Origin of the sequence: Companilactobacillus heilongjiangensis, assembly GCF_000831645.3 — a bacterium.
Taxonomy (GTDB): Bacteria; Bacillota; Bacilli; order Lactobacillales; family Lactobacillaceae; genus Companilactobacillus; species Companilactobacillus heilongjiangensis.
This window is the reverse complement of sequence record NZ_CP012559.1, coordinates 127,479-146,096: the sequence shown is the minus strand read 5'-3', so window position 1 is coordinate 146,096 and position 18,618 is coordinate 127,479. Positions and strand designations below refer to the sequence as shown.

Below are 18,618 nucleotides of genomic sequence, written 5' to 3'. Positions count from 1 at the left end.
TTTATGACGAAGATTCGAAAAAAGATGTAAAAAAAGAGAGTGTGACAAAACATGGTCAGCTTTCGAGTATTAAGGCAACCAAGACTAGTAATCCGATTTTGGATTGCTAGTCTTGGTTGTTTTAAGCGGAAAAAGCTATGTTTTGTTGCACGTTTATGCTGCATATTTAAGACAAAAATAGTTATGTCACAGCCCCTTTGAAATCTTATAAATTATCTTGAACATCTTCAGCGTTAACCCATTCATTGGTTGCTACACGATAGAATTTAGTTCCATTAAAGAAAGCATATCTATCCGTCTTCCAAGCTGTATCGGACATAAGCATCCGGTCAGAAACGTTTTGTGAATGCTCGTTAGACAATGATTTTGGTGAGCCATTCTTCGTTACGATAGTAGCTGCATGATCAACGTAAACTAAAGCATCTTCCGCTTTGACTAATTCATTAGTCGCTACACGATAATATTTAACATTGTCGCGTGTTACTACTTCATCGGAGAACCAATCCGTCCCGGGATATAGTTCACGATTGGTGATTTCTTGACCATCCATTGTATAAAGTTTGACGTTATCCTGATTGTGATATGTCATTACTGTTTGGTTAAGTTGCTCAACTGAATTGGTGTTTTTATCTGAACCTGAGTGATGTGATGAACCACCACTGGGTTTCTTAGGTGTTGGGGTATAAATAACGCTTTGAGTTGGCGTGATTCCAGTTGATTCGACATCGGCCTCAACCTTTGTTAAATCCGGTGTATATCCATCTACTTCCGGTACTTCTACATTGAACACACCCTCTTTGGGAACAGCAGGACCGGTGACATGGACTACTTTGTCTCCCAAATTGGTCTTAATTGTTACGTCAGTATCAATGTACCAAGAGTAGTTTGCAGCCACTCGAGGTTCATCCCCCTCAAAAGAATATGCACTTTCTAATTCTTTTGATGTAAAAATTTTACCCTCATCGTTTACCCATCTGCCACTATATATACCTGTAGGGTCAATCGTTGACAGATTAGAATCTTGTAAAATAGTTGTCTGATTTACCTTTATCTGTTTAAGATTAAAATGTTCTACATCGTCTATATAACTTTGAAATCTTCCGACATTGAGTAGTGCTGTGGCACCATATCTATCAGCGTATTTCATTTGCATTCCAGATAAATCAATTGACTTCAAATTACTACATCCTTGAAATGCACCAACATATCCAGAAACCTTTGCATTATCGAAATTGGGCAAATCAATTGAATTTAAATAAGTATCCCCTTTAAACATTCCTTCAATCGAAGTAACATTATTAACATCAAAATTAGATAAATTTAATTCATGTATTCCAACTTTTGGATCAGGCCATTTAGGATCCGGGTTATCAGAATCAGAGCTAGGATTATCAGGATTAACTCCCATTTCATAAGATAAATCAGTCATTTCTCCAAACATTCCGGACATATTTATTACATTTCCAGTCTTAAAATTTGATAGATCAAGTGATTGAAATCCTGATGCATCAAACATATTGCTCATATTCGTTACTGCACTCGTATCAAGTTTGTCAGTGTCGGCTGACCTTAAATGTTTATCAAATTGAAACAAACTAGTCATATTTGTTGTATTACTAGTATCTAAATTACCTAGTCCCTCAATACTTTCCAACTGACCAAAACCGAAAAAACCACCTGTAGCATCAGGTCCTATAGTGATTTTTTTACCATCTGTTGGACCATCAATAATAATCTTTTTTACATCATCGGAACCAGTAACTTTTGAAAAGAAAGATGAATCTGGTTCTCCATTATTATCATGACTACCGTTGAAAGTTCCGCTAACCATATGTAAATCCCCATTTGAGTCTAAATTCCAAACGCCAGAATCATCCGTATCATTTGATTCAACAATGGTTGTATCACCGTTTGCGGATTGGTTTATATTATCAGTTTCATTATGTTGGGGTACATTTTTGATAGAAGCGGGAACGCTATAGGTCTCTTCTTTTTGTTTTGAACTGGATTCTTGAGATAAATTATTTGTAACAACTTGACTGCCTTGAGATTTTGCTTGAGATACCGGTTGAGAACTCGCCTTTTCGCTCATCTGAAGTTCAGCGTGCGGATTATTATAAGTAAGTGCATTGTTTACCGATTGTCGCTCAACATTTCCAGCCGTATTCGCTTGAGTTCCAGAAGTCATCGATTCGAAATGCGAATTATTTCCATTAACATCATCGGCGTGAACTGCCATGGGATTACCCATAAAAACTAATCCAGCACCAAAAAAGCACATTGATACAACAAACCAACCTGCCTTACCTTTTTTCATCTTGTTTCTTAATTTCACATTGCCAGAACGCTTCAACTGCAAGAATCTTAAATACATAATTAATCCCCCTATTAATTACCAAGATATTAGTCAAAGCATACTCTTTATAATATTTTTATTCCTTATATTTTCAGAAGTTTTGAATTTATTTAGTCATTTTATTTATAAAAAGTATAATAAATAACGAATTTTAAGTTGAGAATTTCTGATTTTTGATTTTTTTTGCATTTTGCCTAAAAAAAAGCTCTTTTATTCAAAAAAATTAGAATTTATCTTCGAAATTAATCCATAAAAAAAACGAGACACATAACGGCGTTATGTGTCTCATTTTGACATTGCTATTTTATCTGAAAATCCATCACGGAAGTTTTCCATTCCTGCATATTTATCAACTAGCATGCCCGTTAAATGATATTTAGAGATAAACTGAGGAAACTTCTTTGTTCCTGCCGCAACTCCCGCTGAGGACCAAATATTGGCATCCAGCGCATTGCTACCGACAATCGTTACTTGCTCAACATTACTTGGTTCCTTTCTCAAACTGCGTTTCTCATTGGATGTTGAAACGGCACCATTTTGCAGGTAATACGTTGCCAGCAGGATATCCAAATTCATTGGGTCTTTAATCGCAATCCGCCATCTAAAGTCAATATTAGGTCGACTGGCTAAACGGACATCTTCACCACACTTGAGTGACACGCCATCAATGCCTTCACTACTCAACAACGACAATAGATAATGGTTAAAAATTTGGTCAATCATCCAGCCATTTAACAATCCGATTGGATCATACTTGCCATTGAAGTAGGAACTGAAGTAATGCTGCGTCATCTGTTCAGCGGTAATTGTTTGTTCGTAAACTTCTTGAAAAATCTTGGATGACATCAATCCACTTTCGTCTCCATCTTCAAATCTGGATAATAGTGAGTTGTTATTTTCTAATGAAAATGCATCGTCATATTCTTTAATATTTTCAGAAATTTCAGCAACTGTCTCATCAATTAATTTAGTATTAATCAGCTCAGAATCTTGAGTTGCCAACTTGATTTCAAATGGCTGGTCAAACTTGTTAATCACAATGCTGATATATTTATATTCGGTCATATTTTTCACTCCTTTGCATAAAAAAAATACGTGTACTTTATCTAACTTTTCGATAAGTATACGTATTAAATGTGATGAAAATATGACCAAACTTTGTATTTGTTTTGAAAGTGTTTAAACTAGCTAATTTGTCTTTTTATGTGTATTCAACAATAGATTTAACAGAATGGCTGAAAAACTTCCGACAACTAATCCGTTATTCAAAATTGTTTGAACGGTTGATGGCAAGAAATGTAATAGTGTTGGTTGAACAGTTACACCAAGACCTAAACTGATTGAAACAGCCATGATCATAATGTTATTGTTATTCATTTCAACTCTAGTTAGCATCTTGATTCCTTCAATACCAACTGTACCGAACATAATCAACATGGCACCACCTAAAACGGCGTTAGGAATCAATTCTGCCACAGCTCCAACCTTAGGAATCAACCCCAAGATAATCAATAAGAAAGCTGAGAAGTAAACTGGCTTGTTCTTCTTAATACCTGACAATTGAACAACTGCAACGTTTTGCGAGAAAGTTGAGTATGGGAATGTATTGAAAATACCACCCAAGATAGCTGCCAAACCTTCTGAAGCATAACCACGTTGTAAATCATTTTCGTCCAAATCGTCACCCGTCAATTCAGCTAAGGCATAGTAAACCCCAGTTGATTCGATCATACATGTCAAAGCAGCAAGCAACATGACCAAAATCGATGACCATTCAAACTTAGGTGTCGCAAAGTAGAAAGGCTGTGGAATTTGGAACCAGTGAGCTGAGCCGACTGTTTTAAAGCCAATCTCACCCATACCGATACCAAGTAAATATCCAGCCACGATACCAATCAAGACCGCAATTTGTTTAACGAAACCGCGACCCCAAATACTAATAATTACAATAATTAAGGCTGTCGTAAATCCTAAAATTAAGTTAGTTGGGTTACCAAAACTTTTATCAGCAACGTTACCGCCACCGATATTTTGAAACGCAACAGGTATCAAAGTAAAGCCGATCAATGTGATCAATGAGCCAGTAACTACTGGAGGGAAGAATCTCTTCAAACTGGCAAACAACTTCGAAATCAACATGATGAAAACACCTGCTGCGATGATAGCACCATACATATAGGCAATCCCAAAGTGATGCCCAATGTTTTGTAACGGCGTTACGTATTCAACGGCTGATCCTAAAACAACTGGCAAACCAATCCCAGTCAGCGGAGTCCGCTTAATCTGCAAGAGTGTTGCCACCCCACACATAAAAATATCGACTGAAATTAAGTAAGTCATTTCTTTAGCGCTAAATCCTAGTGATGCTCCAATCAAAATTGGAATTAAGATATCCCCGGAATACATGGCTAATAAATGCTGAAACCCTAAGAGCAGATTTTTTAGAAAAGAATCGCTCTGATTTTTTGTATCAAGATCCATTATTGCCCCTCCTATTATTTAGAAAATTATAGCATTATTTTCAGAGGTTATTAAAGGACAAGTTTTCAAAACGTTAATTCCGTCTCCAGAGCTGAGAGAATATTCACCTGCTATACGGACCGATTCGAGCCAAAGTACGGTCTCGAATCTCGGTTTGAAGCCTTACCAAAGACCGGTAAGTCTCCAAACTCGCCCGGTGGTGTAATGGCTAAAGCCATAACGCCACACCCACAGCGGGTGAATATTCTCTCAGCTCCTCCGACTCTTGTTTTACAATGAATCTTTATGATATTTTAATAAGATAAAATGTCAGCTAGAATTTCTAATAGTCGGATGTAAATAAATGTATTTAAAAATTGAAAACAGGATAAATTAATTACCAATATCTTCATATTTAATGCCACAAATCAAATCCACTTAAACTAATTAATGCACATAATAATTCGCAAGATGCTAATTGATAAACACAATATTTCATCTTCTAAAATTGCTGGAATACAAATACATTTGAACAATATTACCTTCAATTAACACCGATTAATTAGTCGGAAGAGCTGGGAAATATTTGTGTGCCGTGGTAGTGGTATAAGTACGGGAGGAATCTCCCGTACTTATACCACCGGACGTGTTTGGAGACTTGACGAACTATGTCAAGGCTTCAAACCGAGGCCCGAGACCGCTCTTTGGCTCGGGCCGTTCCGCACAGCTTGTGAATATTTCCCAGCTCTGGAGACGGCATATTTGATTACAACCATCCGGCTGCATATATAAAAAATTACAAATATTTAAATAGTACATTTAAGAGTTTCCATCCTTATGAAGCCAACTCTTAACTTCAGATATGCTAAAATGAAATCAGTATAAAGAGGAGGAATTCTTAGATATGAAGAAAAATCATTTGGATGACGCTTGTACGACAATTTTAGTTGGTAAAAACGCCAGTTTAGATGGCTCAACAATGATCGCCAGAAACGACGATACATTCTTTGCTGTTGCACCACACAGCTTCGTATTAAACCCAGCTGTTAACGGCGAAAAAGGTCGCAAGGTTAAGTCATGGTTGAATGGCTTTGAATCTGAAGTACCCGAAAATGGTTACAAGTGGCCTGCTGTTCCAAACGTAGACTACAAGAAATTTGGTTATTACGATGAAAGTGGTATTAATGGCAAGAACGTTGCTATGTCAGCTACTGAAAGTACTTACGGTAACGAACGTGCACTTGCTTTTGACCCACTAGTTAAAGATGGTATGGACGAAGATGTTATCGTTCGTATGGTTCTTCCTTACGTTGATTCAGCTAAGGGTGCTGTTGAACGTACTGGCGAATTGATCAAGAAATTTGGTTCACCTGCTGGTAACTCTGTCCTATTCAGTGACAAAGATGACGTTTGGTACATGGAAATCGTTACTGGTCACCACTGGGTAGCTCAAAGAATTCCTGACGACAGTTATGCTGTTTGTGCTAACCGTGTTTCAATCCAACAAGTTGACTTTACTAACTCTGATGAATTTATGTGGTCAGAAGGTATCCAAGAATTCGTTGAAAAGAACCACTTGAACACAGATAAAACTGGTTGGAACTTCAGACACATCTTTGGTACTGACAACTTGAAGGATCGCCACTACAACACACCACGTGTTTGGTACGGTCAAAAATTCTTCAATCCAGAAATCCAACAAGATCCAGAAGATGGTGAATTACCTTTCATCATGAAGACAGATCACAAGATTTCTGTTGACGATATCGAATATGTTCTTGGTTCACACTACAACGAAACACCATTCGATCCATACAGCCCATATGCTTCAGACGAAGACAAGCACCGTTACCGTCCAATCGGCTTGAACAGAACACAAAACTCACACGTTCTTCAAATCAGAAATGACGTTCCTGAAGAATACGCTGCTATTATGTGGTTATGTATCGGATTCCCAACATTCACACCATACATTCCTTTCTACACAAACATGAACGCAACAGATGCTTCATATGATGACGCATCACTTTCATTCAACTTTAAGGATGCATACTGGATGTACAACGCTTTGTCAGTTCTTGTTGAATCAAACTACAGTGAATTCATTCAAGACGACATCGACTACCTAACAGAAGTTCGTCAAGACCTTCGTATGGCCGTTGCTGAAACTGATAAACTTGCTGCTGACTACTCAGGCGACGAATTAGTTGAATTCTTAACTGACCGTAACCAAAAAGTCGTTAAAGAAATGCAAGACAAGGCTCACAAACTATTTGGTGACCTTTATACAAAGGGTATCAATATTTCAAAACTTACATTTAACATGGATGAAAATCTATAGCATCAAAAAAGAAGTATCCTTGCAAAGGATGCTTCTTTTTTTTGCGTTAAATTTAATTTTGCGATAAATTGGTCTTAGAAATTCAAGAAATTCGAGGTTTTACTATTATGGAGCCAATTTTCAATAAAATGACCCCGGCTGGTTATCAAGCCATCGAGCAAGAAATTAAAGAGTTAAAACAACAACGTCCCCAGAAAATTAAAAATCTTGCGGCAGCTGCTGCTTTAGGAGACCGTTCCGAAAACGCTGAATACACTACATCTAAGCAAGAATTAGGTCGTTTAAACGGTCGCTTACATTTCTTAACTAAACAACTACAATATGCCAAAGTCGTTGAACCTGCTGATAATGGCATTCTTGATCTTGGTAAATTCGTGACAGTCGAATTCATGGACGATCACGATCAATTGACCTACCAATTAGTTGGCAAGCAAGAGGCTAATTTGGACGAAAATAAGATTTCATTCACTTCACCTATTGGTCGAGCTTTGAATAAACATACTATTGGTGACATCGTTACCGTCGAATCCCCAGCCGGTTCTTATCAGGTAAAAATCATCAAAATTCATATTTAATTACCAATCTTTCATATTATAAAAAAATAAATACGGTATACATAAAACACTAGAAAGTCACTATTGTCATGGTATTACGTGTTTATCTTTTATGCCAAAAGTCCTGATATTAAAAAAATAATAGTCAAAACCGAATAACGACAGGTATAATAGTCCTATTAGTTTTTAGGAGGATATTTTTTAATGGAAGAAAGTAAAAAGTTAGCCAAGAAAACTCTTGATCGAGGGTTCTGGTTGGCATTTTGTGCTTCTGCTCTCTGGGGAATTTCTGGTACCGTTCTACAAGTTGTAGCCAAAAACCTTAATATCCCTGCGATGTGGTTTATCGCCACCAGAACAACTGTTGCAGGAATTATCTTATTAGTTATAGGACTATTCGTTCTACCAAAAAGTGAATTTTTCGCTGTATTTAAAAACTGGAAAGATCTTTTAACATTACTTAGCTTTGCTGTCTTTGGACTGCTAGCTAATATGTTCACCTTCTTTCATGCTATTAAAACAGGTAATTCATCGACTGCTACCATCTTGCAGTATCTCTCACCACTTTTCATAATGATTGGTGCAGTCATATTTACTAAAAAGAAAACCTCTCGTGTTGATGTCATCTCCTTTGTCCTCGCAATGATTGGTGTTGCTTTAATGATTACTCGTGGAGATATCGGTCACTTATCAATTCCGCTTATCTCTGTTATCTGGGGTATCGGCAGTGGTATCACAGCTGCCCTTTACATCACCATTCCCCAAACTTTGATTGCTAAATATCACGGTATTTTGATTACCGGTTGGGGTATGTTGATAGCTGGTATTATTTCCAACTTCTTCAATCCCATTTGGGTTAATCCACCTAAAATGAGTATGGCTAGCGTCCTAGGCGTTGGTACAGTTATCTTATTGGGAACAGTTATGGCTTTCCTACTCATGGTTATGAGTACAAAATATACAACGGCAGCTATTATTAGTATCACTGATGCCGTTCAACCATTCACAACATTAGTTTTAAGTATCATCTTCTTGCAATATGCAGTTAATATTCCTGAAATCATTGGTGCTGTGATCGTTGTTCTAGCAATTTATGTCTTAAATCGCTATGATGCAGATTAATTTTTTAGACGAAATCTCAATGGTTTCGTCTTTTTATTTGCCTTTTTTCCGATAAAACCACCCCCTAGAGATAAAAATAGGGACCCCAAGTCTACGTTCAACTTGGAGTCCCTATCGTCATTCATTGCCAAAATTCTTAATTAGTTGGTAGGCGAATCACAAGGTCCAAGTTGTTTTGCAAAATAATAATGACAGCAATAATTGGCAAAATAATAAACATTGTGACTACCTCCCTTCAAAATTAAAATTTGATTAGATTTAAATTGTGCTAATCATATAATCCTCAAGACAATTTGTCAATATTTAATTTTGATTTCTCCGGAGGACAAGGATATAAGTCCGCTATGGGGACCGGCTCGAGCCAAAGAACGGTCTCGACCCTCGCTTTGAAGACTTGCCACAGTTCGGCAAGTCTCCAAAGTCGCCCCGTGGTGTAATGGCTAAAGCCATAACGCCACCTCCACAGCGTACTTATATCCCTGTCCTCCTCCGATTAATTTAACTTTACTCACTGTAAAAGTAACCACAATCTCATAACTATCAGGTCATTCTACAAAAAATATAATTATTTTTTTGGAGCTTTATGTACTATATTAGCCCACCTAAAGCCGTCATCTGCTCCAGTTAGAATCGTCTAATTTTATATTGACATTCTCTAATTTAGTTCTAATATTGCAATTACAAATTTCGGAGGTGGTATTTATGAAATACGCAGTATTGGGTGCAGGTGCTATGGGCCTGCGATATGGGGTTCTTTTACAGGAAGCTGGTTTTGATGTTGATTTCGTTGAGATCTGGCAGCCTCAGGTTGATAAGATTCAGCAGCAAAATGGAGTTTTTGTTTCTCGTGATCATGAAAACAAGCACTTGGTGCCCGTTGACATTTACACTCCCGAAAACTATCAAGGCGACCCAGATGTCTGGATTGTCTTTACTAAACAAATGCAATTGGCTGATGCCTTGAAACGCACTGCTCGTTGCTTTAAAGATCATCAATATGTTGTCTCGCCAATGAACGGTATGGGTCATTTGGAAAAGCTCAATCAATACTTTGACGAAACTAAAGTTATTGGCGCTACTGCCATGATTGGTACTGTCTTGAATGGACCTGGCGATGTCGATTTTATCGGTGCTAAGGGTGCCGGCAGTATGCATATGGCCAACGAAACTGAAGTTCCTGATGAAATGACTCATAAGATTTTTGACGATTTTCAAAAGGCCAACTTGAATCCTGTTTTGACCACAAATTTGTTGGGAACATTGATGGCTAAAGTTGTCTTCAACTCTGTCGTCAACACTCTCTGTACCATGTTCAGTATTCAAATGGGCGAGTTTATTCAATCTCCCGTCGCTCAAAAGTTAAGCAAACAGTTGATTGATGAAGCTTTCGACGTCTGTGAACGTGCTGGAATCACTTTGTTGAATACTCGTGAAGAAGAATGGCAGACTGTTCAGAAAGTCAGTGCTGTCAGTAATCCTCTGCACTACCCTTCAATGTATCAAGATATGTCAAAGGATCGTAATACCGAGGTCGATTATATCAACGGCTATATCTACAAATTAGGCTTGAAACATCATTACGAAGCCAAAACTCACGACTTCTTGAGAAATCTAGTTCATCTGGCAGAATTCTCACGTGATTTTGATGTTGAAGCATTGGAAAAATCAGTCCAAGCGGCAGAACTAGCAAGTTAACAAATCTTAAAATCAAAAAAATATATTTACCTACGGTTGGTAGATAGTCACTGCCATACCTTAAATTTGTCATTACAAAATCCTTCAAAAAAATCATCTCAATCGGAATGCGAGATGATTTTTTTATGGAAATTTTTAAATTCACTTTCTTTTATAAAAAATAGCGTTAAACTTAATAACAACCAATTATTAGAAAAAGCTAATTAATTTAGAAAACTCTAATAATAAAGAAAGAGGGATTACATGAAAATTTTTCTATACGGAATTCGTGAAGACGAAAAAGGCTACTTAAAAGAATGGACAGATGTTCACCCCGAGGTGGATATTGCCTATACGGATCAATTTTTAACTACTGAAACTGCGAAATTAGCCAAAGGATATAACGGTGTTGTAACGTTACAAATGTTATCTTATTCTCGTGAGGCGCTGCAAAAATTGCACGATTATGGCATCACTAAAATTTCAGTTCGTAATGTTGGTTTGGACGGTTTCGACTTCCAAGATCTCCGTGACCTAGGATTTTCATTAACCAATGTCCCTGTTTACTCACCTAATGCGATTGCTGAACACACTACCAGCTTGATTTTGCGATTGCTTCGTCGTGTACCTGAGTTCGACAAGAAGTTCAATAACGCTGACTACAGCTGGTTCCCAACTATCGGTGAGGAAATCAATGGCAAAACAGTTGGTATTGTCGGTACTGGTCACATTGGTTCCGTCGTTGCGCGAATTATGCAGGCCATGGGCGCTAAAGTCGTTGCTTACGATATCAAACCTAATCCATACTTAGAAAACCTCGGTATTTACGTTGATAGTTTGGATGAAGTTTTAAAACAAGCTGACATCCTAACACTCCATACTCCACTGGCTAAAAAGGACGTTCATATGATTGATGCCGCAGCCATTGCCAAGATGAAAGATGGTGTCGTAATTATCAACGCTGCCCGTGGTGCTTTAATTGATACTGACGCCTTAATTGCTGGACTAGATAGTGGCAAAGTTGGTGGTGCTGGACTCGATGTCCTTGAAAGTGAAAATGCAGTCTTCCAAAAGAAATTCAACAGTCTCGATGACGTCAAAGATCCTCAATTTAAAGCTTTGATTAATCGTGATAATGTTATCATCACACCGCATACAGCTTTCTACACAACAACAGCAGTTCACAATATGGTGTTTGATTCATTAACAGATAATTTAAAAATGTTGGAAAATAAAGCTCCTAAATATCCAGTCGATATTTCAGAAGATTAATTTCCAAGCCAAGGTCGCAAACTTAAATGTTTACGGCCTTTTTTAATGGTTAAATTTTGAAGCGGTTCCAATTTTCTGTTTTAATGAACATATACAACGTGCAATAACCGTTAAGCATGCCGCCATTTCGAATGATTATTTAATATTGAATTGAATGTAAAAATTTCATTTCATTATTGATTTATTTAAATAATTAGTTGGAAGAGCTGAGAGTATTCATATGCTGCGAAAGTGGCGTTAGAGCTTTAGCTCTTACACCACCGGGCGTGTTGGAGACTTTCCGATTTTTGGAAAGGCTTCAACCGAGGTTCGAGACCGCTCTTTGGCTCGGACCGTACCGCGCAGCAGATGAATACTCGCAGCTCTGGAAACGGCAACTAACATAACACGTTATACAGGTTCTATAGGAGGAACAGAAAAAAATGAAAATATTTGCATACGGAATCCGTGAAGATGAACAGCCTTCTCTAAAGAAATGGGAAGCTGCTCATCCAGACATTGAAGTGGGCTTTACTGAATACACTTTAACTGCTGATTCAGCACGTTTGGCTGAAGGTAGTAACGGTGTCGTAACGCTCCAAACTTCACCATATACACGTGAAGCACTGGAAGTTCTCCACCAATTAGGTATTAAATATATTTCCATTCGTAACGTCGGTTTCGACAATTTTAAGTTCCAAGATCTCAACGATTTAGGATTCACTTTAACAAACGTTCCAGTTTATTCTCCAAATGCAATCGCTGAACATACCGTAATTTTGATGGGACGCTTACTTCGTCGTGTACCAGAGTTTGACCAAAAAATGGATAACGGCGACTTCACTTGGGCTCCAACAATCGGTAAAGAATACCGTGAACAAACCGTTGGTGTCGTTGGTACAGGTCACATCGGACGTGTTGTTATCAAAATTTTACAAGGCTTCGGTGCTAAAGTTGTTGCCTATGATGTTTTCCATAATCCTGACATTAAAAAGCAAGGACTATACGTTGATACACTAGAAGAACTTTACAAACAATCAGATATCATCACTCTTCACGTGCCATTATTTGACAGCAATAAGTACATGATCAACGACGAAGCTATCTCTCAAATGAAAGATGGCGTCTATATCATCAACTGTGCTCGTGGTGAATTAATCGATACTGACGCTTTAATTAAGGGCTTAGACAGTGGCAAAGTCGGCGGTGCTGGATTAGACGTTCTGGACGATGAAAACTCAGTCTTTGGAAAAGTTTGGAGCAGCATTGATAATATTCCTAACGAAAAAATCCGTAATTTAGCCAAGAGATTAAACGTTATCGTTACACCACACAGTGCTTTCTACACTGAAACAGCCATCCACAATATGATTACAACAGCCTTTGATTCCAACAAGGCATTAATCGAAGGTGAAAAGCCAGATAACATTGTTGATACAAATAAATAAAAATATTTTTAAAGAACATTTGACAAAATAAAAATCATGGTGTAAATTTATCACCAATCAAATAATTAAAACTTATTTAATCTAATTAGACGTTGAAGAGAAGAGTAAGCTAACGAGTAGTTTGTAGAGTGACCGTTGGATAGTGAAAAGACGGAACGAAAGTTAACTGAAGATGAGCTTGGAGTCTTACCTAGGTGAAAGCCAAAGGTACGCAAGGATGCGATATCATCCCGGACATGTTAGTGTCGTTGAGGTATTTTGTGTAAACAAGATACGAATTAGGGTGGTATCACGGTAATCGTCCCTACATTGCAGAGAAGTTCTGTATTTGTAGGGGCGATTTTTTTAGTTGCTCTAAGTGTCTGATACACTAAGAGCAACTAAACTGGGGTTGAACAAAGTTCAAGCCCGTTGCGACTAGTGATCAGACACATAGAGCAACTTATGGGGGCGACTAATTGTCGCCCGTATATTCCTCTTTCCTACGATTGCTTTACCTTCCTTACACTTACAAAACTCATCCACACCTTCAACTCCTACCACACAACAACAAAATAGATAAAAATAAGCTAAAAACCCTGAGGAGGATTTACACTATGACAACAAACACAACAACAAAAATCGGATTCCAACATGTAGGAAGTTTCCTACGCCCAGATGCATTAAAACAAGCTCGAGCAGATTTCGAATCTGGTAAGATTGACGCTGACGAACTAAGAAGCGTTGAAAATGACGCTATTAAAACATTGATCAACCAACAAAAAGATACCGGACTAGATTACGCAACTGATGGCGAGTTCCGTCGTTCATATTGGCATCTAGATTTCTTCTGGGGCTTTGAAGGTGTTAAACACACACATATTGGTGAAGGGTATGACTTTTCCAACGGTCGCTCCCGTGATGATACAGCCGTCCTAACTGATAAAATCAGTTTCAACGCTGACACTCACCCATTCATCCAAGATTTCAAATTCACTAAATCAATCACTGACAAAATCGGTGGCATCCTTCCAAAGCAAACCATCCCTGCTCCCGCTCAACTCTACCGTGAATTGACTCGTGGCAAAAATCTCGACGCTTTGAATCGCATTTATCCAGACAAACAGGAATTCTACAATGATGTTGAAAAAGCTTATCACGATGCCATCCTAGCCTTTTATAACGAAGGAGCTCGTGTCATTCAATTAGACGACTGTTCATGGGGACGCTTGTTAGATAAGAAATTCCTAGCAACTGACGAAGGCAAAAAGTTGGTCGCCGAAAATGTCCAAGATATCTATCTCGAACTAAACAATGGCGCAATCGCTGACCTACCCGACGATCTAACCATCAACACACACATCTGCCGTGGTAACTTCCATTCCTCATTCCTATTCTCTGGTGGTTATGACAACGTTGCCGACAACCTCTTTGGTCAAGAAAATGTTGATACTTACTTCCTCGAATATGATTCTGACCGTGCCGGTAGTTTCGCTCCATTGGCAAAAGTTTCTGGCGATAAGAAAGTTGTTCTTGGTTTGATTACATCTAAAACCGGTAAACTTGAGAAACGCCAAGATATCATCGACCGTATACACGAAGCTAGTCAATATCTTCCATTAGACCGTCTCTGGTTATCAACTCAATGTGGTTTTGCTTCCACTGAAGAAGGAAATGTAATTACTCCTGAACAACAATGGGAAAAATTAGCTTTAGTTAAATCTATTATTGATGAAGTTTGGGGCTAATCAAAATCAGACTTTCAAACAAAAAAGTAACGCTTGGGATTTAGAATTTATATCTAATCCAAAGCGTTACTTTTTTTATCCAATTAGGAATTACTAACTGCTGTGCTATCCCTAATATACAGGTCTATTTTCACCTTGCGTATCCGCAAGCAACGTTGCTGGCCTCATCCCTAAATGCTATCTTCTTTAACATTGGGATTTCCGTGGGTTGTGAAGGACAAATTGTTTATCCCTCATCCATGTAAAGAAGTATAGGTTTTAAACACTGAAAGAAAAATTACTACTTGAGTAAGGTAGTATACGTAATAAGTATGGTGGTAGATTTCTTATATATACAAGGAATTAGTCGGAAGAGCTGAGAAGTATTCACCACCGGACGAGTTGGAGACTTGCTGATTTTGCAAGGCTTCAACCGAGGTTCGAGACCGCACTGTGGCTCGAGCCGTTCCGAATAGCAGGCGAAATACTTCTCAGCTCTGGAGACGGCAAATAAATATCATTAATAATTGATAGCGCTTTCAATAAGAACTATAATGTAGTTAAGAAAAAGTGTTTATATATATAGTTGGAGGTGTTAGCTATGATGAAATTTGTAGCAGACTTGTTCAACAGAATTGTAGACTACACGCTTAACTTTGATTGGTGGTAAAAAGCTGGCTTACAAATCTGTAAGAATAATGTAAGTGAATCAAATGTATAAAAAAAAGCAAAACTCTTAATATACTTGTCAGGAGGTAATTCAAATGAGAAGTTTTTTAAGAGTTTTTTTGTTGGGTATTGTAGTTATGATAATCGGTTATTTCGGGGTTTGTTTCTCAGTCAAGGACAGCACTAGCCAATCAGCACAGGCTTTCAACGCCTATAACGTATTGGTTAAGCGTGAACCTAAATATGTAAAAATTGATAATAAAGAGGCCAAAGACGAAGATGGTTATGGTAATTACACATATGATCTTAAAAGTTATGATGACGCTGGTAATGAGCATCCTATAAAATTCATGGGTATGGGTAAGTTGAAACAAGGTCACTTCCTAAAGCTCGATACTAAAGGCAGTTACGTTTATTCATATAAAGAAGTTTTCAAAAAAGATATGCCTAGCGACGTTTATACCAAATTAAATCTATAGTTAGGGCCTGAAATGGCTCTTTTTTTATACAGTCTGGAGGAATTATGAAAAAATTTATTAACGCCCTATTTATGGGACTAATCGTGCTAGGACTAGGCTATTACATGGCCGGTTCCTATCTCAAAGACAAAAATACTGAGTTTGCACAAAGTTTTAACCACTACAACCTGCTAGCCAAACGTAGCCCAAAGTTTATGCAGGTCGACTATGAGGATGCCGACAAAGAAAGCGACGGTAGCTATACCTTCTACGCCGATTCATACGACCGCCAAGGAAACTGGCACGAAATCGATCTACACTCCGATGACGACTTGAACAATGGTCAACTAGTAAAATTGGATACCAAAGGCAGCTATGTCAAAGACTACCAAGTAATCAGCCCGGATGACTTGCCTTACAAGCTTTATCGAATGTTTAACAACTAAAAGTTTATTGAAACATGCCGTTTCCAGAGAGGAGAGTATTCATCTGCTGCGCGGAACGGTCCGAGCCAAAGAGCGGTCTCGAGCCTCGGTTGAAGCCTTACCAAAGACCGGTAAGTCTCCAACACGTCCGGTGGTGTAATTGCTAAAGCAATAACGCCACTTTCGCTGCGGATAAATACTCTCCTCTCTTCCAACTTATTTATTTTCCTGAACGATAAACGAATGATAACTCATAATAGCTTAAACAAATCTCCATTGACGCCGTTGTAGCGGTATTTTTATCGAGTTTTTACCAAAAGATATAATATAAAAATGAATCCATTTTTGGCGTTGAACGGTAAATTATACTCATAACGTATAATTTCTGAATCCATTCGAAACCTCATACATCACATTCAAGAACAACATTGAATCCAAACATAAACTAGCCGGAGGTTGGCAGTGATTTTTGCCAGCAATGAAGGTGGCGTTAGTGCTTTAGCACTTACACCACGGACGACTTTTGAGGCGCGATTTTCGGCTCAAAAGCGAGGCGCGAGACCTTGGCTCGCACCGGTCCTCATAGCAGGCAAAAAAATCACTGCCAGCCTCCGGCGGCATTATATCGTATTGACCTTCCCAATTTTAATAACTAAAATAAATAGGTTACTACTTTACAAATTGGGAGCGCACAAACACATGTCGAAACAAATCAAAAAAGCACTTTATATTATGGTCTTTGGGACCTTCTTTGGTGTTTTGTGCTCTACTTTAATGAACACCGCCCTGCCCGTTTTTATGCAGGTTTTTCACGTCAATTCTTCAACAGTCCAATGGTTAACAAACGGATATACCTTGGTCAATGCAATCATGATTCCTACTAGTGCCTACTTTATTAAGAAATTTTCCTTTAGACATCTTTTCATTACCTTTAGTTCAATTTTCTTAGTGGGGACACTTCTTGGAGCCATCGCCAATACTTTTTCCATGGTTATTATTGGTCGAATGATTCAAGCTATCGGTACCGGAATGATGATGCCACTGGTCAACGTCCTCGCTATGCAATACACGACTAGAGCCAAGCAGGGCGCCGTGATGGGAATTATCGGATTAGCCTTTAATTTCTCCCCCATCATTGGTCCAACGCTGTCTGGAGTCATTTTGCAGTACTTTTCATGGCAATACCTATTTATTCTCATCTTGCCATTCATTATCGCAGTCGTTCTGTTATCGATTTTTCAATTGCCACAAATTGAAACACATGATAATCCTAAATTTGACGTTCCCAGCTTAATTACCATCAGTTTGGGATTACTCTTCCTATTAAGTGGATTCTCGAATATCGGTCAAAACAACTTTCTATCATTTAAAGTCCTCGGATTCACAGTTATTGGTTTGATTCTGATTGTTATTTTCTCAATTATGGAAAACAAATCATCCAAACCTATTATTAATTTCGAAATTTTTGAACATCCGCAGTTCACATTCGCAACAGTTATCAATATGTTGATTGTGCTCACAATGTACGGCAATACAATCCTTTTGCCACTAATGATCCAGATGATTCTACATAAGAGTCCACTGATTTCAGGTTTGGCTTTACTTCCTGGAGCAGTTTTGACCGGATTCATGTCGCCAGTCAGTGGTCGGTTATTCGACAAGTACCCTATTAAACGTATCGTTGTCACTGGGGTTTTGATCGACTGTTTCGGTACATTCATGCAAGCGTTCATCGACGTCAATGCCTCAGTTTTGATGCTAACGTTCGGCCAGATGATTCGCCAATTGGGATTAGTTTTAATCTTAATTCCAATCCAAACACACGCTTTAAGTGCGTTACCAAAGAAATATTTATCCGATGGTGTCGCAACATTCAACACCCTCCGACAGATAGCCGCATCCTTTGGTACAGCCATTATCATCGCCGTAATCACCATGGCTGACAAAATTATCACTGGCAGCACAGTCAATCAATCAGTCGGAATCCAAGCGGGATTTCTAGCATGCTTGGTATTCTTGCTTGTCGCATTATCATTAACATTTAGATTACGAAGACCTGACGTTGTCGATTAAAAAAAGTGCCCTTCAGAGACATAAATCTCTGGAGAACACTTTTTTTGAATTGAAGTTGCATGGTAGACTTAAGTAACACGG

The 18,618-nt window shown here is 38.2% G+C and carries 13 protein-coding genes; 10 read left to right on the top strand and 3 right to left on the bottom strand.

The genetic code is table 11. The features are described from left to right. Nucleotides 1-205 precede the first annotated feature (205 nt). The 3 genes from JP39_RS00615 to JP39_RS00605 all read right to left on the bottom strand — a co-directional run bounded on the left by JP39_RS00615 (nucleotide 206) and on the right by JP39_RS00605 (nucleotide 4,837). Nucleotides 206-2,374 carry a BspA family leucine-rich repeat surface protein gene (locus JP39_RS00615; protein ID WP_041501030.1) on the bottom strand — a complete coding sequence of 723 codons (2,169 nt, stop codon included), beginning with the start codon at nucleotides 2,372-2,374 and terminating at the stop codon, nucleotides 206-208. Between the two features lie 267 nt (nucleotides 2,375-2,641). Then, nucleotides 2,642-3,421, bottom strand: coding sequence for an FAD:protein FMN transferase (locus tag JP39_RS00610; RefSeq protein ID WP_041501031.1), 780 nt, complete (start codon nucleotides 3,419-3,421; stop codon nucleotides 2,642-2,644). Nucleotides 3,422-3,544: 123 nt separating this feature from the next. Beyond that, nucleotides 3,545-4,837 (bottom strand): nucleobase:cation symporter-2 family protein, encoded by a 1,293-nt coding sequence (locus tag JP39_RS00605; protein ID WP_041501032.1) that lies wholly within the window; start codon nucleotides 4,835-4,837, stop codon nucleotides 3,545-3,547. A gap of 883 nt (nucleotides 4,838-5,720) precedes the next feature. Between JP39_RS00605 and JP39_RS00600 the strand changes: the two genes are divergently transcribed. The 10 genes from JP39_RS00600 to JP39_RS00555 all read left to right on the top strand — a co-directional run bounded on the left by JP39_RS00600 (nucleotide 5,721) and on the right by JP39_RS00555 (nucleotide 18,537). Further along, entirely contained in the window at nucleotides 5,721-7,157 is a 1,437-nt protein-coding gene (locus JP39_RS00600) for a C69 family dipeptidase (RefSeq protein ID WP_041499212.1), read from the top strand. Between the two features lie 107 nt (nucleotides 7,158-7,264). After that, nucleotides 7,265-7,732 carry a transcription elongation factor GreA gene (gene greA / locus JP39_RS00595; RefSeq protein ID WP_041499210.1) on the top strand — a complete coding sequence of 156 codons (468 nt, stop codon included), beginning with the start codon at nucleotides 7,265-7,267 and terminating at the stop codon, nucleotides 7,730-7,732. 183 nt (nucleotides 7,733-7,915) lie between these two features. Continuing rightward, nucleotides 7,916-8,833 (top strand): DMT family transporter, encoded by a 918-nt coding sequence (locus JP39_RS00590; RefSeq protein WP_041499209.1) that lies wholly within the window; start codon nucleotides 7,916-7,918, stop codon nucleotides 8,831-8,833. A gap of 702 nt (nucleotides 8,834-9,535) precedes the next feature. Further along, complete coding sequence (locus tag JP39_RS00585) at nucleotides 9,536-10,528, top strand: ketopantoate reductase family protein (protein ID WP_041499208.1); 993 nt, start codon at nucleotides 9,536-9,538, stop codon at nucleotides 10,526-10,528. 243 nt (nucleotides 10,529-10,771) lie between these two features. Further along, entirely contained in the window at nucleotides 10,772-11,779 is a 1,008-nt protein-coding gene (locus tag JP39_RS00580) for a D-2-hydroxyacid dehydrogenase (RefSeq protein WP_041499207.1), read from the top strand. Nucleotides 11,780-12,201: 422 nt separating this feature from the next. Beyond that, nucleotides 12,202-13,206 carry a D-2-hydroxyacid dehydrogenase gene (locus tag JP39_RS00575; RefSeq protein ID WP_041499205.1) on the top strand — a complete coding sequence of 335 codons (1,005 nt, stop codon included), beginning with the start codon at nucleotides 12,202-12,204 and terminating at the stop codon, nucleotides 13,204-13,206. Between the two features lie 596 nt (nucleotides 13,207-13,802). Then, complete coding sequence (locus JP39_RS00570; RefSeq protein WP_041499204.1) at nucleotides 13,803-14,933, top strand: 5-methyltetrahydropteroyltriglutamate--homocysteine S-methyltransferase; 1,131 nt, start codon at nucleotides 13,803-13,805, stop codon at nucleotides 14,931-14,933. Between the two features lie 743 nt (nucleotides 14,934-15,676). Next, entirely contained in the window at nucleotides 15,677-16,060 is a 384-nt protein-coding gene (locus tag JP39_RS00565; protein WP_041499203.1) for a YxeA family protein, read from the top strand. 44 nt (nucleotides 16,061-16,104) lie between these two features. Further along, entirely contained in the window at nucleotides 16,105-16,485 is a 381-nt protein-coding gene (locus JP39_RS00560; protein ID WP_041499201.1) for a YxeA family protein, read from the top strand. A 678-nt stretch (nucleotides 16,486-17,163) separates the two neighbouring features. Then, nucleotides 17,164-18,537: an MDR family MFS transporter gene (locus JP39_RS00555; protein WP_041499199.1), complete on the top strand. Its 1,374-nt coding sequence runs from the start codon at nucleotides 17,164-17,166 to the stop codon at nucleotides 18,535-18,537. The last annotated feature ends 81 nt before the right edge of the window (nucleotides 18,538-18,618 follow it).

Excerpts from the sequence above, each read along its gene's own strand:
- JP39_RS00615 (WP_041501030.1), bottom strand. The coding sequence starts at position 2,374 with ATGTATTTAAGATTCTTGCAGTTGAAGCGTTCTGGCAATGTGAAATTA.
- JP39_RS00610 (WP_041501031.1), bottom strand. The coding sequence starts at position 3,421 with ATGACCGAATATAAATATATCAGCATTGTGATTAACAAGTTTGACCAG.
- JP39_RS00605 (WP_041501032.1), bottom strand. The coding sequence starts at position 4,837 with ATGGATCTTGATACAAAAAATCAGAGCGATTCTTTTCTAAAAAATCTG.
- JP39_RS00600 (WP_041499212.1), top strand. The coding sequence starts at position 5,721 with ATGAAGAAAAATCATTTGGATGACGCTTGTACGACAATTTTAGTTGGT.
- greA (WP_041499210.1), top strand. The coding sequence starts at position 7,265 with ATGGAGCCAATTTTCAATAAAATGACCCCGGCTGGTTATCAAGCCATC.
- JP39_RS00590 (WP_041499209.1), top strand. The coding sequence starts at position 7,916 with ATGGAAGAAAGTAAAAAGTTAGCCAAGAAAACTCTTGATCGAGGGTTC.
- JP39_RS00585 (WP_041499208.1), top strand. The coding sequence starts at position 9,536 with ATGAAATACGCAGTATTGGGTGCAGGTGCTATGGGCCTGCGATATGGG.
- JP39_RS00580 (WP_041499207.1), top strand. The coding sequence starts at position 10,772 with ATGAAAATTTTTCTATACGGAATTCGTGAAGACGAAAAAGGCTACTTA.
- JP39_RS00575 (WP_041499205.1), top strand. The coding sequence starts at position 12,202 with ATGAAAATATTTGCATACGGAATCCGTGAAGATGAACAGCCTTCTCTA.
- JP39_RS00570 (WP_041499204.1), top strand. The coding sequence starts at position 13,803 with ATGACAACAAACACAACAACAAAAATCGGATTCCAACATGTAGGAAGT.
- JP39_RS00565 (WP_041499203.1), top strand. The coding sequence starts at position 15,677 with ATGAGAAGTTTTTTAAGAGTTTTTTTGTTGGGTATTGTAGTTATGATA.
- JP39_RS00560 (WP_041499201.1), top strand. The coding sequence starts at position 16,105 with ATGAAAAAATTTATTAACGCCCTATTTATGGGACTAATCGTGCTAGGA.
- JP39_RS00555 (WP_041499199.1), top strand. The coding sequence starts at position 17,164 with ATGTCGAAACAAATCAAAAAAGCACTTTATATTATGGTCTTTGGGACC.